The sequence below is a fragment of the Candidatus Pristimantibacillus lignocellulolyticus genome (assembly GCA_023639215.1).
Taxonomy (GTDB): Bacteria; Bacillota; Bacilli; order Paenibacillales; family Paenibacillaceae; genus Pristimantibacillus; species Pristimantibacillus lignocellulolyticus.
Map to the genome: position 1 here is coordinate 549,629 of CP097899.1, position 16,324 is coordinate 565,952.

General features: G+C 40.0%; 14 protein-coding genes and 1 riboswitch. Of the genes, 3 read left to right on the forward strand and 11 right to left on the reverse strand.

What is annotated here, in order from left to right:
- Positions 1 to 234 precede the first annotated feature (234 nt).
- The 8 genes from purF to purE form a co-directional block, all read right to left on the reverse strand.
- A complete protein-coding gene (gene purF, locus NAG76_02270) occupies positions 235 to 1,716 on the reverse strand; it encodes an amidophosphoribosyltransferase (GenBank protein ID URN95104.1) in 1,482 nt (493 codons plus the stop codon).
- Positions 1,701 to 3,944, reverse strand: coding sequence for a phosphoribosylformylglycinamidine synthase subunit PurL (purL, locus tag NAG76_02275; GenBank protein URN95105.1), 2,244 nt, complete (start codon positions 3,942 to 3,944; stop codon positions 1,701 to 1,703). Before purL ends, purF begins: the two co-directional genes overlap by 16 nt.
- Complete coding sequence (gene purQ, locus NAG76_02280; protein URN95106.1) at positions 3,922 to 4,617, reverse strand: phosphoribosylformylglycinamidine synthase subunit PurQ; 696 nt, start codon at positions 4,615 to 4,617, stop codon at positions 3,922 to 3,924. Before purQ ends, purL begins: the two co-directional genes overlap by 23 nt.
- Positions 4,618 to 4,621: 4 nt before the next feature.
- Positions 4,622 to 4,864: a phosphoribosylformylglycinamidine synthase subunit PurS gene (purS, locus tag NAG76_02285; GenBank protein ID URN95107.1), complete on the reverse strand. Its 243-nt coding sequence runs from the start codon at positions 4,862 to 4,864 to the stop codon at positions 4,622 to 4,624.
- 101 nt (positions 4,865 to 4,965) lie between these two features.
- A complete protein-coding gene (locus NAG76_02290; GenBank protein ID URN95108.1) occupies positions 4,966 to 5,865 on the reverse strand; it encodes a phosphoribosylaminoimidazolesuccinocarboxamide synthase in 900 nt (299 codons plus the stop codon).
- Between the two features lie 392 nt (positions 5,866 to 6,257).
- Entirely contained in the window at positions 6,258 to 7,553 is a 1,296-nt protein-coding gene (purB, locus tag NAG76_02295) for an adenylosuccinate lyase (GenBank protein URN95109.1), read from the reverse strand.
- A 27-nt stretch (positions 7,554 to 7,580) separates the two neighbouring features.
- Positions 7,581 to 8,777, reverse strand: coding sequence for a 5-(carboxyamino)imidazole ribonucleotide synthase (gene purK / locus NAG76_02300; protein ID URN95110.1), 1,197 nt, complete (start codon positions 8,775 to 8,777; stop codon positions 7,581 to 7,583).
- Entirely contained in the window at positions 8,774 to 9,259 is a 486-nt protein-coding gene (gene purE, locus NAG76_02305) for a 5-(carboxyamino)imidazole ribonucleotide mutase (protein ID URN95111.1), read from the reverse strand. Before purE ends, purK begins: the two co-directional genes overlap by 4 nt.
- 294 nt (positions 9,260 to 9,553) lie before the next feature.
- Positions 9,554 to 9,654, reverse strand: a riboswitch (purine riboswitch).
- Between the two features lie 1,027 nt (positions 9,655 to 10,681).
- Between purE and NAG76_02310 the strand changes: the two genes are divergently transcribed.
- The gene (locus tag NAG76_02310) at positions 10,682 to 11,971 is read left to right on the forward strand and encodes a glycosyl hydrolase family 18 protein (protein ID URN95112.1); all 1,290 of its coding nucleotides are present in this window, start codon (positions 10,682 to 10,684) and stop codon (positions 11,969 to 11,971) included.
- Between the two features lie 125 nt (positions 11,972 to 12,096).
- Here the strand turns inward: NAG76_02310 and NAG76_02315 are convergent, their stop codons facing one another.
- Positions 12,097 to 12,693, reverse strand: a complete 597-nt coding sequence (locus NAG76_02315) for a nitroreductase (GenBank protein ID URN95113.1) — start codon at positions 12,691 to 12,693, stop codon at positions 12,097 to 12,099.
- Between the two features lie 25 nt (positions 12,694 to 12,718).
- Positions 12,719 to 13,681 (reverse strand): peptide-methionine (S)-S-oxide reductase MsrA, encoded by a 963-nt coding sequence (msrA, locus tag NAG76_02320; protein URN95114.1) that lies wholly within the window; start codon positions 13,679 to 13,681, stop codon positions 12,719 to 12,721.
- 118 nt (positions 13,682 to 13,799) lie between these two features.
- Between msrA and NAG76_02325 the strand changes: the two genes are divergently transcribed.
- Together NAG76_02325 and NAG76_02330 are read left to right on the forward strand one after the other, a co-directional pair.
- Entirely contained in the window at positions 13,800 to 14,231 is a 432-nt protein-coding gene (locus NAG76_02325) for a hypothetical protein (protein URN95115.1), read from the forward strand.
- Positions 14,228 to 15,307, forward strand: a complete 1,080-nt coding sequence (locus NAG76_02330; GenBank protein ID URN96745.1) for a phosphodiester glycosidase family protein — start codon at positions 14,228 to 14,230, stop codon at positions 15,305 to 15,307. The genes NAG76_02325 and NAG76_02330 overlap by 4 nt, the downstream gene beginning before the upstream one ends.
- Positions 15,308 to 15,324: 17 nt before the next feature.
- Here NAG76_02330 and NAG76_02335 read toward each other — a convergent pair whose 3' ends face one another.
- Positions 15,325 to 16,317, reverse strand: a complete 993-nt coding sequence (locus tag NAG76_02335; protein URN95116.1) for a biotin-dependent carboxyltransferase family protein — start codon at positions 16,315 to 16,317, stop codon at positions 15,325 to 15,327.
- Positions 16,318 to 16,324 lie beyond the last annotated feature (7 nt).

Sequence of the window (16,324 nt, forward strand, 5' to 3'; positions counted from 1 at the left end):
TTTGACACTAAATTTCACAAATAACGGATTCTGTGTCCGTTCGGATAACTCTTTATTACATCAAGATCAACCCTCAATTAGCTTAGCTTTCAGCTCCGAGAAGATTGGACGCTAGTAGAAATTGAGGAGCGCAGCGTAGGTACTGACTACGTGAGCACCGGAAATTTCGCTAGCGTTCAATATTCGATATCGATTACGCTACAACGCGGTTCATCGAGATCAAAGCTAAGCCCTCTAGCAGCTGCAGCTTTTATCAGATGTTTCATCAACAACAGTTGGATAGTCATTATCAAAACATCCCATGCACATGCCGTGCTTATACTTCCCATCATGACCGCCAACAGCTTCCATCAAACCTTCATCCGATAAGAAGGTGAGTGAATCTGCATTGATCTGTTGACGAATTTCCTCAACGGTACGATATGATGCGATTAACTCATCGCGACTTGGCGTATCAATACCGTAGTAACAAGGATTTTTGAATGGAGGTGAAGTAATTCTAACATGTACTTCAGTAGCACCTGCTTCACGAAGCAAATTAACGATACGCAACGACGTTGTACCACGAACGATAGAATCATCAATCATAACAACACGTTTGCCTTCTACTACTTTACGAACAGCCGATAGCTTCATTTTAACCCCTTTTTCACGAAGTTCCTGTGAAGGTTGAATGAACGTACGACCTGTATATTTATTTTTGATCAAGCCAAGCTCATAAGGAATACCTGTTTGCTCTGCGTAACCAATCGCTGCTGAAATACTTGAGTCAGGAACACCTGTTACAATATCCGCATCCACGAAAGATTCTAGTGCAAGACGTTTACCCATACGTTTACGAGCTGCATGAATGTTTATTTCGTTAATATCACTATCTGGTCTTGCAAAGTAAATATACTCCATAGCACAAGTTGCACGACGAGATTCACCAGCATCATAACGATCGTAGTTAATACCGTTCTCATCAATGACGATCATTTCACCTGGTTGCACATCACGTACATACTCAGCTCCAACCGCTTCAAAACCACATGTCTCAGACGAGAACGCGTAGCCATCACCAAGGGTCGCCATAGATAATGGACGCAAACCATGTGGATCTGATGCAACAATTAATTTATCGTTTGTCATGATCAAAAACGCGAAACCGCCTACTAGACGACGTAATGCATCACGTGCTGCTTCTACGAAATCTTTCGATGAACGAGCAATTAAATGAGCGATAACTTCTGTATCACTTGATGTTTGAAATATTGAACCACTCATCTCTAGCTCTTTACGAATTTCAGGAGCATTAACAATATTACCGTTCGTAGCAACCGCAAGGTCACCATCACGATATTTGAAAATTAGCGGCTGTGCATTAGCTAGCCTACTTTCTCCTGCTGTAGAGTAACGTACATGACCAATCGCACGTTCTCCTTTTAATCTTGTAAGAATCTCCTGTGTAAATACTTCTTTCACAAGCCCCATCTCACGGTGGTAATTAAATTGATTATTGTTGCTGCCATCAACCGTACAAATCCCTGCACTTTCTTCACCACGATGTTGAAGAGCATGCAAACCATAGTACGATACGCCAGCAGCGTCAGGGTGTCCGAAAACTCCGAACACACCGCACTCTTCTCTTAACTTATCGAAGATATCGTCACGACCGATACCTTCGTTATAATGATCACCCGTCCATAATTGTAAGTCTTTTACTTCATTAGACATGGGATCGCATCCTTCCACGCTCTCTCAAATTTAGCTACTGGAGCGTTAATAGCTGCTTTATCATTAACAGTAATATCTAGATCGTTGCCTCCAACCGTACCAATTACAGCATGAGCAACACCTTTTGCTGATAAATGAGCAAGTAATTCATCAACTTTTGCTGGAGTAGCAGACAATAGAATACGAGACTGAGACTCACTGAATAAATAATGATCTGTGCGTAGGCTAGTCGTTGTAGATACTTTTGCACCGATTTTACCGCTAATACAGCTTTCTGCAAGTGCAGTTGCAATACCACCTTCAGACAAATCATGTGCAGAAGCAACAAAACCAGCTTGAATTGCAGTTAATACTGCTTGTTGTACATTTTTCTCAACAGCTAGGTCAAGTACTGGAGGGCGTCCAGATGGAGCACCATTCTTCACATATTGAAGTTCAGAACCACCAAACTCAGCCTTTGTTTCGCCTAGAAGGACAATGATATCACCTTCTGATTTGAAACCTTGCGTAGTAATATGATCTATGTCGTGTACAAGTCCAACCATACCGATTACTGGTGTTGGGTTGATTGCACCTTTATTATTTTCATTGTATAAACTTACGTTACCACCGATTACTGGAGTTTCAAGTGCCACACAAGCTTCACTTATTCCATCAGCAGATTTCTCGATTTGCCAGAATACTTCTGGTTTCTCTGGAGATCCGAAGTTTAAGTTATCTGTAATTGCAAGCGGCTCAGCACCTGAACATACGATATTACGCGCTGCTTCAGATACTGCAATACGTCCGCCCATTTCTGGATCAAGATATACATAACGGCTATTACAGTCAGTAGTCATAGCAAGTGCTTTACGAGTACCGTCAACTAATACGACAGCCGCATCTGAACCTGGTTGAACTGCAGTCGCTGTACGAACCATGTAATCATATTGGTTATAAACCCACTCTTTGCTCGCTACAGTTGGGGAAGCAAGAATCTCTTCTAGCGTTCCGTTCAAATCTGTAATTTCTGCAAAGTCACTTGTGTTAACATCTGCAAAGTCGCGATAATAAGCTGGCTCAGAAGATGGCTTATTGTAAACAGGGCACTCATCAACAAGCGCTTGTACTGGCATATCTGCCACTTGCTCACCTTTATGAATAAGGCGAAGACGTCCGTCATCCGTTACTTTACCAACTTTGGCACAAATAATACCCCAACGATCGAAAATTTCTCTCGCTTGTGCTTCATGCTGTGGTTCAACAACGAATAGCATACGCTCTTGAGACTCAGAAAGCATCATTTCATAAGGTGTCATACCTGTTTCACGTTGTGGAACTTCATCAAGGTACAATTCAAGACCATTACCTGCTTTAGATGCCATCTCAGCACTTGAACATGTAAGACCAGCAGCACCCATATCTTGAATACCAAGAACGATACCGGAATTGATTAATTCAAGAGTAGCTTCCATTACAAGCTTCTCCATGAATGGATCACCAACTTGAACGGCAGTTTTCTTCTCTTCTGATTCTTCAGAAAGTTCAATCGATGCGAATGTTGCACCATGAATACCATCACGGCCAGTAGCAGGACCAACATAGAATACTGGGTTACCTACTCCTTTTGCAACACCACGTTGAATTTTATCATGATCGATTAGACCAACACACATCGCATTAACAAGTGGGTTACCTTCATAACTCTCATCAAAGTTAACTTCTCCACCAACCGTTGGAATACCGATACAGTTACCATAACCAGCAATACCACTTACAACATTCTCGAACAAATATTTCACACGTTCATTTTTCAGGCTACCAAAGCGAAGGCTATTAAGCACCGCTACTGGACGAGCACCCATAGAGAAGATGTCACGAATGATACCACCAACACCAGTTGCTGCACCTTGGTAAGGTTCAACAGCAGACGGATGGTTATGTGATTCAATTTTGAATACTACCGCTTGGTTGTCACCGATATCAACGATACCAGCTCCTTCACCAGGACCCATTAGAACTTTTGGTCCAGTGATCGGGAATTTCTTCAAAATTGGCTTAGAGTTTTTGTAAGCACAATGCTCAGACCACATTACACTGAATACACCAATTTCTGTATAGTTGGGCTTGCGTCCAAGGAAGCCACAGATTAGATCAAATTCTGAATCTGATACGCCGAATTGTTGATAAATTTTTTGCTCCGCGATTTGTTCTGCGGTTGGTTCCTTAGCCGTTAATTGCTGTGCCATGTTGTTCCCTCCATGCATTCAAAATCGATGTAAACATACGTTTGCCGTCCGCAGAACCTAAGATTTCGCTAACCGCGCGCTCAGGGTGAGGCATCATACCTACGACATTACCTGCTTTATTACTAATACCTGCAATATTTTCAACAGAACCGTTCGGGTTAGTGTCATCTGCATAACGGAATACAACTTGATTATTCGCGTTCAATTGTGCCAATGTCTCTTCATCACAGAAGTAGTTACCTTCACCATGCGCAATAGGAATATTAATGATTTCACCTTGTGCGTAATCTGATGTAAATGGTGTGTTGTTATTCACTACTTCAAGCGGTGTTTGGTGACAACGGAATTTCAATCCATTGTTACGAATTAATGCACCTGGTAGCAAATTAGCTTCCGTAAGAATTTGGAAACCATTACAAATTCCTAAAATATATTTACCTGCATCAGCAGCTTTTTGAACTTCATTCATAACATTAGCGAAGCGTGCAATTGCTCCGCAACGAAGATAGTCTCCATAAGAGAATCCACCTGGTACTAGAATACAGTCATATGCGGACAAGTCCGTAGCTGTATGCCATACATAATCTACTTCTTGACCAATGGCTTGCTCTACAGCCTTGTAGCAATCGATATCACAGTTAGAGCCTGGAAATACAAGTACAGCAAACTTCATAACATTAGTCCTCCAGTTCAAATCGGTAGTCTTCAACGACAGTGTTAGCTAACAACTTTTCACACATAACTTTAAGGCGAGCTTCAGCTTCTGCGCGATCAGTTGTATCAAGATTAACTTCAAGATATTTACCAATACGAACTTTCTCAACTTCATTGAATCCCATTGAATGAAGCGCGCCTTGCACAGCAGTTCCTTGTGGATCTAGTACATTCTCTTTAATCGTTACATAAACAGTTGCCTTCATAATATCCTCCTGGGGGACTTTAAGTTTACTACTGACCAGACTGCATACAAGCAATAGGTATGTGTGGCAGTAGAGTCCATAATGTTATTATTTAGATTAGATTAGCCTAATTGTTTACCAGTAATAGAAGTATAAATATTGCGATATCGTGCCGTTGTTTCTTCAACAACATGATCTGGAAGTGGAGCAGGTTTACTATCTCTATCCCAATCAGAGCTTAATAGATAAGCACGAACGGGTTCTTTGTCCATACTATCGATTTCAATATCATATGCAAATTTGTCTTGTGCCCAGAAACGCGAAGAGTCTGGTGTAAAGATTTCATCGATTAAAATAATTTCACCATCAATGATACCAAATTCAAACTTACAATCTGCAAGGATGATACCTTTTTCCAAGCAATAAGCTTGGGCGAAGTTATATAGTGCAATACTACGCTCACGCAGTGCCTCAGCAAGTTCCTTGCCAATACGTTTACCCATTTCAGTAAAAGAGATATCCTCATCATGACCGATATCATTTTTAGCTGATGGTGTGAAGATCGGCTCTGCAAGCTTTTCATTCTTACGTAAACCCGCTGGTAGCGGTTCTCCGTTAATACCGCCTGATTCTTGGTACTGTCTCCAACCACCGCCCGTAATATTGCCACGAACGATACATTCCATATCGATACGTTCAGCTTTACGAGACACCATAATGCGATGTTTAAGCAGTTCAGGCTCAGTAATAATATCACCAAGCTTATACACATCGGTATGAACAACATGATTAGCGATGATATCTTCAGTAATAGCAAACCAATACGCAGATAATGAGTTCAATACATTTCCTTTGTCTGGAACTGCAGGATCTAGAACATAGTCAAATGCAGAGATGCGGTCTGTAACAACAATCAAGAAATGCTCACCTAGATCATACAATTCGCGAACTTTACCCTTATAGATAAGGGGAGCACGAACATAGTCAACTGCTGAAGATATAGCTTGCACTTGCGTAGTCATGAACTAATTCCTCCTAATTTGTACGTGATCACGATGATTATGCTGACGTAACTTATTCGACAGCGAATATGCCATTCATCGCTTGTTTACGATGCGCGTGTACCAATAACGTACACTTACGCTTCGCACTTCACTAGCTTCATGTCATATTCTTGGTGCTGACGCACAAATACTCGATGAAGCTTTATTGTACGTGATCACGATGATTATGCTGACGTAGCTTATACGACATCGAATATGCCATTCATCGCTTGTTTACGATGCGCGTGTACCAATAACGTACACTTACGCTTCGCACTTCACTAGCTTCATGTCATATTCTTGGTGCTGACGCACAAATACTCGATGAAGCTTTATTGTACGTGATCACGATGATAATGCTGACTTACGAGCTAAATCAAAGCTAATCTTTTAAAAATAGTATCCACATGCTTCAAATGCCATTGCGGATTAAACGCATCTTCAATCTCTTCTGGAGAAAGAACCGCTGTAATTTCTGGTGTTTCTTCTATAATTGTACGGAATTGAACTTTAGTTTCCCAAGCTTGCATCGCACGCGGTTGAACCGTATCGTACGCTTCCTCACGGCTGAAACCTTTATCAATCAGTTTCGTTAATACACGACCAGAGAATGGAACACCATAAGTTGCACCCATATTGCGTTTCATGTTTTCAGGGAACACAGTTAGGTTTTTGATAATGTTACCTAGACGGTTAAGCATGTAGTTCAGAAGCATCGTTGCATCTGGAAGAATGACACGCTCTGCTGATGAATGAGAAATATCTCTTTCATGCCACAGAGTTACGTTTTCGTATGCAGTAAGCATATGTCCACGAATTACACGAGATAGACCAGAGATGTTCTCACAACCAATTGGATTACGTTTGTGAGGCATTGCAGAAGATCCTTTTTGACCTTTTGCAAAAGCTTCTTCTACTTCACGGAACTCACTCTTTTGCAACGCACGAATTTCTGTTGCGAATTTATCAAGAGAAGTTGCAACTAACGCAAGGGTAGCCATATATTCAGCATGACGATCACGTTGCAACGTTTGTGTTGAGATTGGAGCAGCTTTTGTACCTAACTTATTACATACGAATTCTTCAACGAAAGGATCAATGTTAGCATACGTTCCAACAGCACCTGAAATTTTTCCGTATTGAACGTTATCAGCAGCATGCTCAAAGCGCTCAAGATTACGTTTCATTTCTTCATGCCATAGTGCTAATTTCAATCCGAAAGTCGTAGGTTCAGCGTGTACACCATGTGTACGACCCATCATTGGTGTATCTTTATATTGAATCGCTTTGTCGCGAACAATCGCAATAAAGTTCTCGATATCTTTTTTAAGTATTGCATTGGCTTGAAGTAACAAATATCCAGTAGCAGTGTCAACAACGTCAGTTGAAGTTAGACCATAGTGAACCCATTTACGTTCTGGACCGACTGTTTCAGATACGGCACGTGTGAAAGCAATAACATCGTGACGAGTTTCTTGTTCAATCTCATAAATACGCTCTACATCAAAAGTAGCTTTTGCACGAAGTGCTTCAACATCTTCAGCTGGAATTACTCCTAGCTCTACCCATGCCTCACAAGCACAAAGTTCTACTTCTAACCAAGCTTGGAATTTATTTTGTTCTGTCCAAATGGCTCTCATTTCAGGTCTGCTATAACGCTCTAACATTCAAGTAACACCCTTCCAATATCTAATTTATTTATTCCAACTTTTCCATTCTTCTGTCCAAATGCAAGTAGCTTCAATCCATTGCATTGCGTCTTCAACGGTACGAGCTAATACATTGACATGACCCATTTTACGGTTATGAACAGCATCTGCTTTACCGTACAAGTGAAGCTTTGTTGTCACAACTAACTGATCAGCAAGTTCATCATGAGTTGCAAATCTTTCTAGCAAAGGTGCGACATGTTGACCAAGTACATTAACCATCACAACAGGAGTTGTTAGGCTAGTATCGCCAAGCGGTAAATTACATACAGCGCGAACATGTTGCTCAAATTGCGATGTGCGACATGCCTCCATTGTATAATGACCGCTATTATGTGGACGAGGTGCAAGCTCATTTACGAAAAGCTCACCTTCCTCCGTTACAAACATTTCTACTGCAATTAATCCTACAGCATCAAGACCTTTTGCAATTTGCAAGGCAAGTTGCTCAGCTTGTTGTTGTAATGCTGGCTCGATGCGTGCCGGCACAATAGACAAATGAAGAATATTGCTAACATGAATGTTTTCTGATGCAGGAAAAACTTTCACTTCACCTTGCGGACTACGTGCTGCAATAACAGAAATTTCTTTAGAGAATTTAATGAACTTCTCTAACACGAGTTCCGTTTTCGCCTTAGCTAACGTCTGGTAGGCTTCAGCAATTTCTTGCTCGCTACGAATTACCCATTGTCCCTTACCATCATATCCACCTGTAGCTGTCTTCAACACGCAAGGCATACCGAACTCGGCAACTGCAGCTTCCAAATCAGCTTGTGAAGTAATTTCACGATAAGGAGCAACTTGAACCCCAGCAGCTTCGATCGCATGTTTTTCACGTAATCGATGTTGAGTCGTATACAGTAAGTGACTTCCTTGAGGGACATATGCTTCTTCCATTAACATCGAAGCTACATTTGCATCCACATTTTCAAATTCGTACGTTATGACATCAGCGCGCTTTGCAAGCTCACGAGCAGCATTAGCATCGTCGTATTTCGCAACAATTTGTTCACTCACTTGCCCCATAGGTCCGCCATCTGTTGGATCAAGAGTTACAAAGCGATATCCAAGTTCACTACCAGCGTTCGCAATCATTCGTCCAAGTTGACCGCCACCAAGAACACCAATTGTAGAACCAGGTAGTATAGTCTTTATACTTGCATTTAGTTGACCATTACTCATATTTCTTCACTACTTGCTAGCACTTCTTGCTTCACACGTTCTCTACGAGCTTCAACGCGCATTTGTAATTCGGAATCGGAAGTCGCTAGCATTTGTGCAGCTAACAGACCCGCATTTGTCGCTCCTGCATTACCAATCGCCACCGTTGCCACTGGTATACCACCTGGCATTTGTACGATGGAAAGCAGGGAATCTAGTCCACTTAAATTAGAGGATTTCACTGGAACACCAATAACCGGCAATATTGTCTTTGCTGCAACCATACCTGGTAAATGCGCAGCACCACCTGCACCGGCAATTATTACTTTGATTCCTCTTTGTAGTGCAGTTTCCGCATATTCAAACATCAGATCTGGAGTACGATGTGCAGAAACTACTTTTTTCTCATAGGGAATTTCAAGTTCTTCCAGAATATCGCAAGCTAATTTCATTGTTGCCCAATCTGATTTACTTCCCATGATTACGCCAACCTTTGCAGACATTACGAATTACCTACTTTCTTATATGAAGTTAATGATGATCTCTATTTAGCAAATAAGATAAAAAAGCACAAAAAGTCCACTAGCAAACCATCTCAGACTTGCTACCGGACTTCGATGAAACATGCCTGTTGTAACAGCAAAAAAATTATGCTAAAACGGCTGTTTCTACTTATGAATTGATCGAAGTTAAGAGCAACCCTCATCGAGGTAAGAATATCTACTAGAAATAACTTAGAAACTCAACTGTTTCAAGTTCCCCCGATTAGCAGCATTACATGTCTTCACTGTCTCATTCAATCGCATCATTAAGCCCGTAGTCCAGAAAGTGTTGGTTCTGGGTAGAGACGTTTGAGCCATTCCCTCAAACATATACGAGATATTTACATATTTTTCAATAATTATTTATAACACCTATTAAGTTAACTAACGCCTTCTATCCTACTTTCAAATCATCTTCGCGATGTTGAAAATCTGGATTTTTGAACATGCACTTATAGTTTATCTAACTCTATGAGTACTGTCAACAAAATACGAACATTAATCATTTTTCATTTCCTATAGTTCGCTTTTCTAACATAAACTCAAATGCTAACACCTAAATATCGACTATTTTCACTCAAGTTCACTAATAACTAACATGAAATGTAATCTATAAAACGAATGAACATACATAGACTACAAATATTTCGATTTCTTATAATATAGACAATTTTATATGAATATATATGAGTATAATATGCTAACCCCCAGAGAACTTGTAACGTGATAGCCAATGCTTCGAGAACTGATCGGTGGTGTGATTTTCAACGCTGCCTGAACTGATCGCTGTTACAATCACCTTTGGTATAGCAACGCTCCGTGAGCTACTCGCTGTTACAATCGCCGTTGGCCTCGGATTTAATGTAACAAATCATCGGAGTATAAATCCGATGACACAAACGACCGCTATCGCTTCTCCACTAGCGATTTGTTCTTTCCGCTGTAGCATATGTGAGAGTGAATATTAGTTCTCTCCGCTGTAGCATATTTAGAGGAATAAAAAGGGATCCAACCATTATCAAGGATTGAATATCAATCCGGGTTGATTTTGATTTCTTCACTCGATTGATCGCGGACATCAGGAGCCTTATTTGCCGCATATAACTCTATGATCGATCTTTATGGACTCAGATGCACTTATTTCATATTATTTGATGCGTTAGGGTTCCATCACGGACGAATAACGACTTCTGTGTCCGCTAGAATGCTATTCAACCCTTAATTTCGTAAATAACGACTTCTGTGTCCGTTTGGGTAAGCTTTGATCTCGTCAAGCACGGATTAATGCGTTGATCCTTTCAAAATTAAGCCATCGCTTTCGAAGTCACTTTTTATCGCAAGAAGTATATCTAGAGATTAATAAAAAGTTTTAGGAGGGAAGACATGCAAATACATACTGTTGCGCGGAATGATTCATTGTGGAATTTGGCACGGACTTATGGCGTACCGCTTGAGCATATTGTTGAAGTTAATAATATAGGAGAAAGTGATGCTCTTGTAGTTGGTCAAGCTTTAATTATCCCTACCCCTTCAAGTAGTAAAACACATAAAGTTGCGCGAGGGGAATCGTTATGGGCTATTGCTAGGCAATATGGATTAAGTTTGCAAGAAATTGCCGCAGCGAATAATATTAGTAACCCCGCCCTTATAAAACCTGGACAAATCATTATTATTCCTGCCCCACAATTAATGACGATAGAAGTGAATGGATATATTGAACGTTACGATGATGTCGCACAAAAAGAAGTTAGGGAACGCGCTAACGAGTTAACCTATCTTTCAATATTTAGTTACCATATTAAAGAAGACGGAACTCTCGTTTCAATTGATGATGAGGCACTTAGAGAAACAGCCATTGCAAACGGTGTTACCCCCATGATGGTAATTTCCAACATTTCAGAACAAGGATTTAGCGGTGAACTTATTTCCCATGTGCTCAATACACAACAATCGTACACTCATTTAATTACAACGGTGGCCAATACAATGGCGGAGCGTGGCTTCAAAGCACTTAATATTGATTTCGAATATATTCCTCCCGAAGATCGAGAACTATATAATCAATTTCTGCGTGATATAACTAGACATCTACATCAATTTAACTATTTAGTATCTTCAGCAGTTGCCCCAAAGACTAGTAGCGATCAGGTAGGAAGATTATATGAAGCTCATGATTATAAAGTTCATGGTGAGGTGCTTGATTTTGTAATTATTATGACATACGAATGGGGTTGGACTGGGGGACCTCCTCGAGCTGTCGCCCCACTCAACGAAGTATCGAAAGTTATTAATTATGCTTTAACCGAAATTCCAGCTAATAAGATTATGCTCGGAATTCCACTGTATGGATATGAATGGACGTTACCATACGAGTCAGGAGTCTCACGAGCTAGAGCATTAAGTACGGAAGCCGCTACCTCACTTGCACGCGAGAAAAAAGCTGCCATCGAATATGACTCTACAGCACAATCACCTCATTTTTCATTCTACGATGAAAACAAAAAGGAACATGTCGTCTGGTTCGAAGATGCTCGTAGCCTACAAGCCAAATTCAATCTTGTGAAACAACATGACCTAAGAGGCGTTAGTTATTGGAAGCTAGGAATTATTGCGGATACAAATTGGTATCTTCTAAGCGAAAATTTCAATGTAGCTAAACTTGAACTGGAGTAAATATATTCCCTACTTTATTATAAAAGGCTGTTCATGAACGACGTCACTTGGACGTCTTCCACGAACAGCCTTATTTTGTATTTATAATGTAGTTATCAAAGTTAACTTTTTGAACTACCTCTATTTTATTCTAGCCACTGCGAGACTTCATTTACTGGCCTCCGCGAAGCCAACGGCGGTACCATTTCTGCATAACCGATATAAATAAATGCTACTATTGATTCATCTTCACGTAGAGCGAAATGTTTATGCATAACCTCATGATACATCGGTGCACCCGAGCGCCAAATGGCACCTAAGCCATACGCATGTGCAGCAAGCAATAAGTTTTGTACTGCTGCTTGAGTAGCTGCTAATTCTTCTTCTAATACCGCACGAGGATCATCTGAAGGAGAACAGATAGCTGCAATAACTACTGGAGAACGAAAAGCTTTCTTAATTTCCTTAGATCTTTTCTCTTCATCCGTCTCACCTGTTACTGCAGTAAATACTTCTGCATAGCCCTCGCCAAGTTTTGCTCGACCTTCTCCAGTCATAACGACGAATTTCCATGGCTGAGTGTTATGATGACTTGGCGCCCATGTAGCGGCTTCAATTAGTTTCTCAATAATAGCTTTCGGAACAATATCCTTCTTCACTCTACCGATTGTTCTTCGATCATGCAAAGCCTGAATTATTTCCTCATAATGATCAATTGGACGATTCTCACATTGGTCTGTCATACGATTACACCCTTTCTCTTAATCCTTATTGAAATAATCTCAAATATTGTCCAAAGCCATTTTCCTCTAATTGATCTTTCGGAATAAATCTAAGTGACGCCGAATTGATACAATAGCGCATTCCAGTAGGTTCAGGTCCATCTTCAAATACATGACCTAAGTGAGAATCTCCTTCTTTCGAACGAACCTCTGTGCGAACCATACCATGAGTGACATCAAGTTCTTCTAGTACATTATGATTTTCAAGTGGCTTCGTAAAACTCGGCCAACCACAATGTGCATCGAATTTATCTAGAGAGCTAAACAATGGCTCGCCGGAAACGATATCTACATAAATACCATCATCCCGGTGATCCCAAAACTCATTACGGAACGGAGCTTCCGTGGCATTATTTTGCGTTACTTCATATTGAATTGGCGTTAGACGTGCTCTAAGTTCGCCTTCATTCTTTTTTATTGTCCAATGCTGTTTAATAAAACTCTCTCTACCAGATCCTTTAGCATACATTTTGTAGCGGAATGGATTTTTCTTGTAATAATCTTGGTGATATTCTTCGGCTTCGTAGAAATCATCAGCCTCAACAATTTCTGTCACAATAGGTTTCGCAAATCGACCACTAGCTGCTAGCTCTGCTTTGGAAGCTTCCGCTAATTTTTGTTGCTCTTCAGAGTGATAGAAAATAAATGTACGATAAGAATGGCCTTTATCGTTAAATTGCCCTTCAATATCTGTTGGATCGATTTGTTGCCAATACATCTCTAACAATTTCTCGTAGCTTAAAAGTGTTGGATCGTATTCTATCTGAACTGCTTCAACATGACCTGTCGTATCCGAACACACTTCTTCATACGTAGGATTTTCAGTATGACCACCTGTATAGCCGGATGTTACTTTTATTACACCAGGAATTTGATCGAATGGTGTAACCATGCACCAGAAACAGCCTCCTGCAAATGTAGCTAATTGATTCATAACTTTAACCTCCATTATATGCCTCTTACTTTTTTCATTATACACCACCATCAATCAATTCAAAATGTTACAATATATAACGTTGCAACAATTATTAATGTTGTTAACGTCTAATTACAGAGGTGAAAAAGAAATGGCAGAATTACAAACAGAAGATTTGACAGTAGTACGAAGAAAGGAAAGTAGTAAAAAACGTAGGCTTCGACTCGCATTTATTAATTTTTTCATGTTATGGCTACTATTAATTGCAGGTGGTTTTTACGCCACTCATTCCTATATGGAACATTTTAAAAAGACTGTCACTGGACAAATCGAAGAACAAACATCAGCACAAATTAAAACTCTTCAAACGAGCTACGATGAACAGATAGAAAAACTTGAAACGAGCTATATTACACAATTATCCGATCTACAGATCAAAATCGAGCAACTAAATGAACTATTAACCTTTACAAAAGACAATGCGAATTCTAGTACAGATAATAGTAATATGTTGTATACCCAATTGAATGCGATGAAAACTCAACTTAATGAATTACAAAAAAGTTTGGAGTTAATGAAATAATGAATACCGTACAATGGATGAATCGAACTTTTGTATTTTTAGCCGCACCAATAATGGGTTTGTTTATATGGATGATTGTTACTACTGTTCAATTTGATTTGCAAGATGACCTTACTCCTAAACATATGACTTCAGAGTCTACTAAGCAACGGGAAGAACTATATATTTTAGCTAATGAACAATTAGGTGCAAATGTTGATCTTGCGAATGAAACTATTAAGTATGTCGAAGAGCATTATGAACTTTATGAGAAGACAAATAAGGAAATTAGTGCAGTAAGTAAATTAATTACTGCAAGTAAACAGATACCACTAACTATTTATGACAACAAAATAACAGCTCGTCTAGGTAAACCTTCCGCTACCATCGATACGAAGAAACTACGCGCTCAACTATTCTATATTAATCAGGAAAATTTCAACTCCTATGTAGTTAAGGTGAAATTAAAAAGTTCGGATGCTATGAAGATGGTATTAGGTGGAGATGAATTGGGTGATACGATGACAACTCTTACCGCAGCAAAAACTTATGGTGCAGCAGTAGCAATTAATGCAGGAGGTTTTGCTGATGCTGGGGGCAAACGTTATCCACTTGGAACAACGGTTATGGATGGAGAATATATTCAAGGGTTTCAACCGAGTCAGTCGGATTTATTCTTTGTTGGAATGGACACTAAGAATAAACTAATCGGCGGTAAATTCACCAAAAAAGAGCAATTGGACAAGTTAAAGCCATCATTCGGAGCAACCTTCGTACCCGTATTATTGAAAAACGGTTCTTCACAAACTATACCTAATAAATGGAAGACTAATCCCGCTAGGGCGCCACGAACGATTATCGCCAACTACAAAGATGATCAACTATTAATTATGGTGACCGATGGATATAACACAAATGGCAGCAAAGGTGCGACTCTTACTGAACTTCAAACCATTCTCAAAGGATATGGTTTAGTAGATGCCTATAATTTAGATGGTGGCGGTTCTTCTTCCCTAATCTTTAATGGGAGCATCATTAACAAGCCTTCAGATGGCTCCTTAAGACAATTACCAACACATTTCTTATTTTTCAAATAAGTGCGATTGCTATTCAATTACTGCTTACTCTTTAATTGAATGGCAATCTTTAATCGCTTCATATCTTGCTCCGAATCAAACAGAAGTTGTTCTGCCTCTTCAATTGTTACCTCTACAAATGTAATTGCACTGCCTGGTTTCAACTGACCAAACATTGGAATATCAACTGACGCCACAACGGCGACACGAGGATAACCCCCTGTTGTTTGACGATCTGCTAGTAGTACAATCGGTTGTCCATTAGCAGGCAATTGAACCGTTCCATGAACGACACCCTCGGATATTAATTCTTGTTTTTGTATCATGTTCAATGAGGGGCCTTGCAATCGATATCCCATTCGGTCAGATTGAGAATCAATTACCCATTTTGACTCCGTAAATTTCCGCTTATTTTCTTCATCTAACAAATTATACTCAGGCCCTGCAATAAACCGTATTGGAACATTTTCTTCATGTGCGATTCCAAAGTGCTGAGCGTTAAATGCTTTAGAGTCGATCTGTCGCAACTTCTGCCACAGCCCGACTGAACATGATTGATTACTCATATCACATACTTCAATGATATCTCCATTACGCAAAGCTCTACCTTCATAACCACCAATACTAGCTCGCATATTCGTACTATAACTATGAAGGACCGCTTGAATTTTTATTCCACCAGCGATAGCTATATATACTCTACATCCACTTTTATATTGACTAAAATTTATAACGGAATCTTTGTTTACAATGAAAGGTTGCCACATCGGTACTAATTGACCATTCATTGTTGCAGACATATCCCCACCGCATATGGCGATGAGATGATCAGCAGTCATCTTTAATGACGTGCCTGCCAACGTAAGTTCTAATACGGCTTTATGTTCGTCATTACCAACTAAAATATTGGCAACTCGTGCTGCACCTTCATCCATCGCTCCATTATTATTGAGTCCAAACTTCTGATAACCATATCTACCTAAATCTTGAATCGTAGTAAGCATGCCTGCTCTAATGACTTCAATACCCACGCACCGC

What these genes read in the sequence shown, in the direction of transcription:
- purS (URN95107.1), bottom strand. Translation starts at nt 4,864, where the DNA reads ATGAAGGCAACTGTTTATGTAACGATTAAAGAGAATGTACTAGATCCA.
- purB (URN95109.1), bottom strand. Translation starts at nt 7,553, where the DNA reads ATGTTAGAGCGTTATAGCAGACCTGAAATGAGAGCCATTTGGACAGAA.
- NAG76_02325 (URN95115.1), top strand. Translation starts at nt 13,800, where the DNA reads ATGGCAGAATTACAAACAGAAGATTTGACAGTAGTACGAAGAAAGGAA.
- purL (URN95105.1), bottom strand. Translation starts at nt 3,944, where the DNA reads ATGGCACAGCAATTAACGGCTAAGGAACCAACCGCAGAACAAATCGCG.
- purF (URN95104.1), bottom strand. Translation starts at nt 1,716, where the DNA reads ATGTCTAATGAAGTAAAAGACTTACAATTATGGACGGGTGATCATTAT.
- NAG76_02290 (URN95108.1), bottom strand. Translation starts at nt 5,865, where the DNA reads ATGACTACGCAAGTGCAAGCTATATCTTCAGCAGTTGACTATGTTCGT.
- purQ (URN95106.1), bottom strand. Translation starts at nt 4,617, where the DNA reads ATGAAGTTTGCTGTACTTGTATTTCCAGGCTCTAACTGTGATATCGAT.
- NAG76_02315 (URN95113.1), bottom strand. Translation starts at nt 12,693, where the DNA reads ATGACAGACCAATGTGAGAATCGTCCAATTGATCATTATGAGGAAATA.
- purE (URN95111.1), bottom strand. Translation starts at nt 9,259, where the DNA reads ATGTCTGCAAAGGTTGGCGTAATCATGGGAAGTAAATCAGATTGGGCA.
- msrA (URN95114.1), bottom strand. Translation starts at nt 13,681, where the DNA reads ATGGAGGTTAAAGTTATGAATCAATTAGCTACATTTGCAGGAGGCTGT.
- purK (URN95110.1), bottom strand. Translation starts at nt 8,777, where the DNA reads ATGAGTAATGGTCAACTAAATGCAAGTATAAAGACTATACTACCTGGT.
- NAG76_02310 (URN95112.1), top strand. Translation starts at nt 10,682, where the DNA reads ATGCAAATACATACTGTTGCGCGGAATGATTCATTGTGGAATTTGGCA.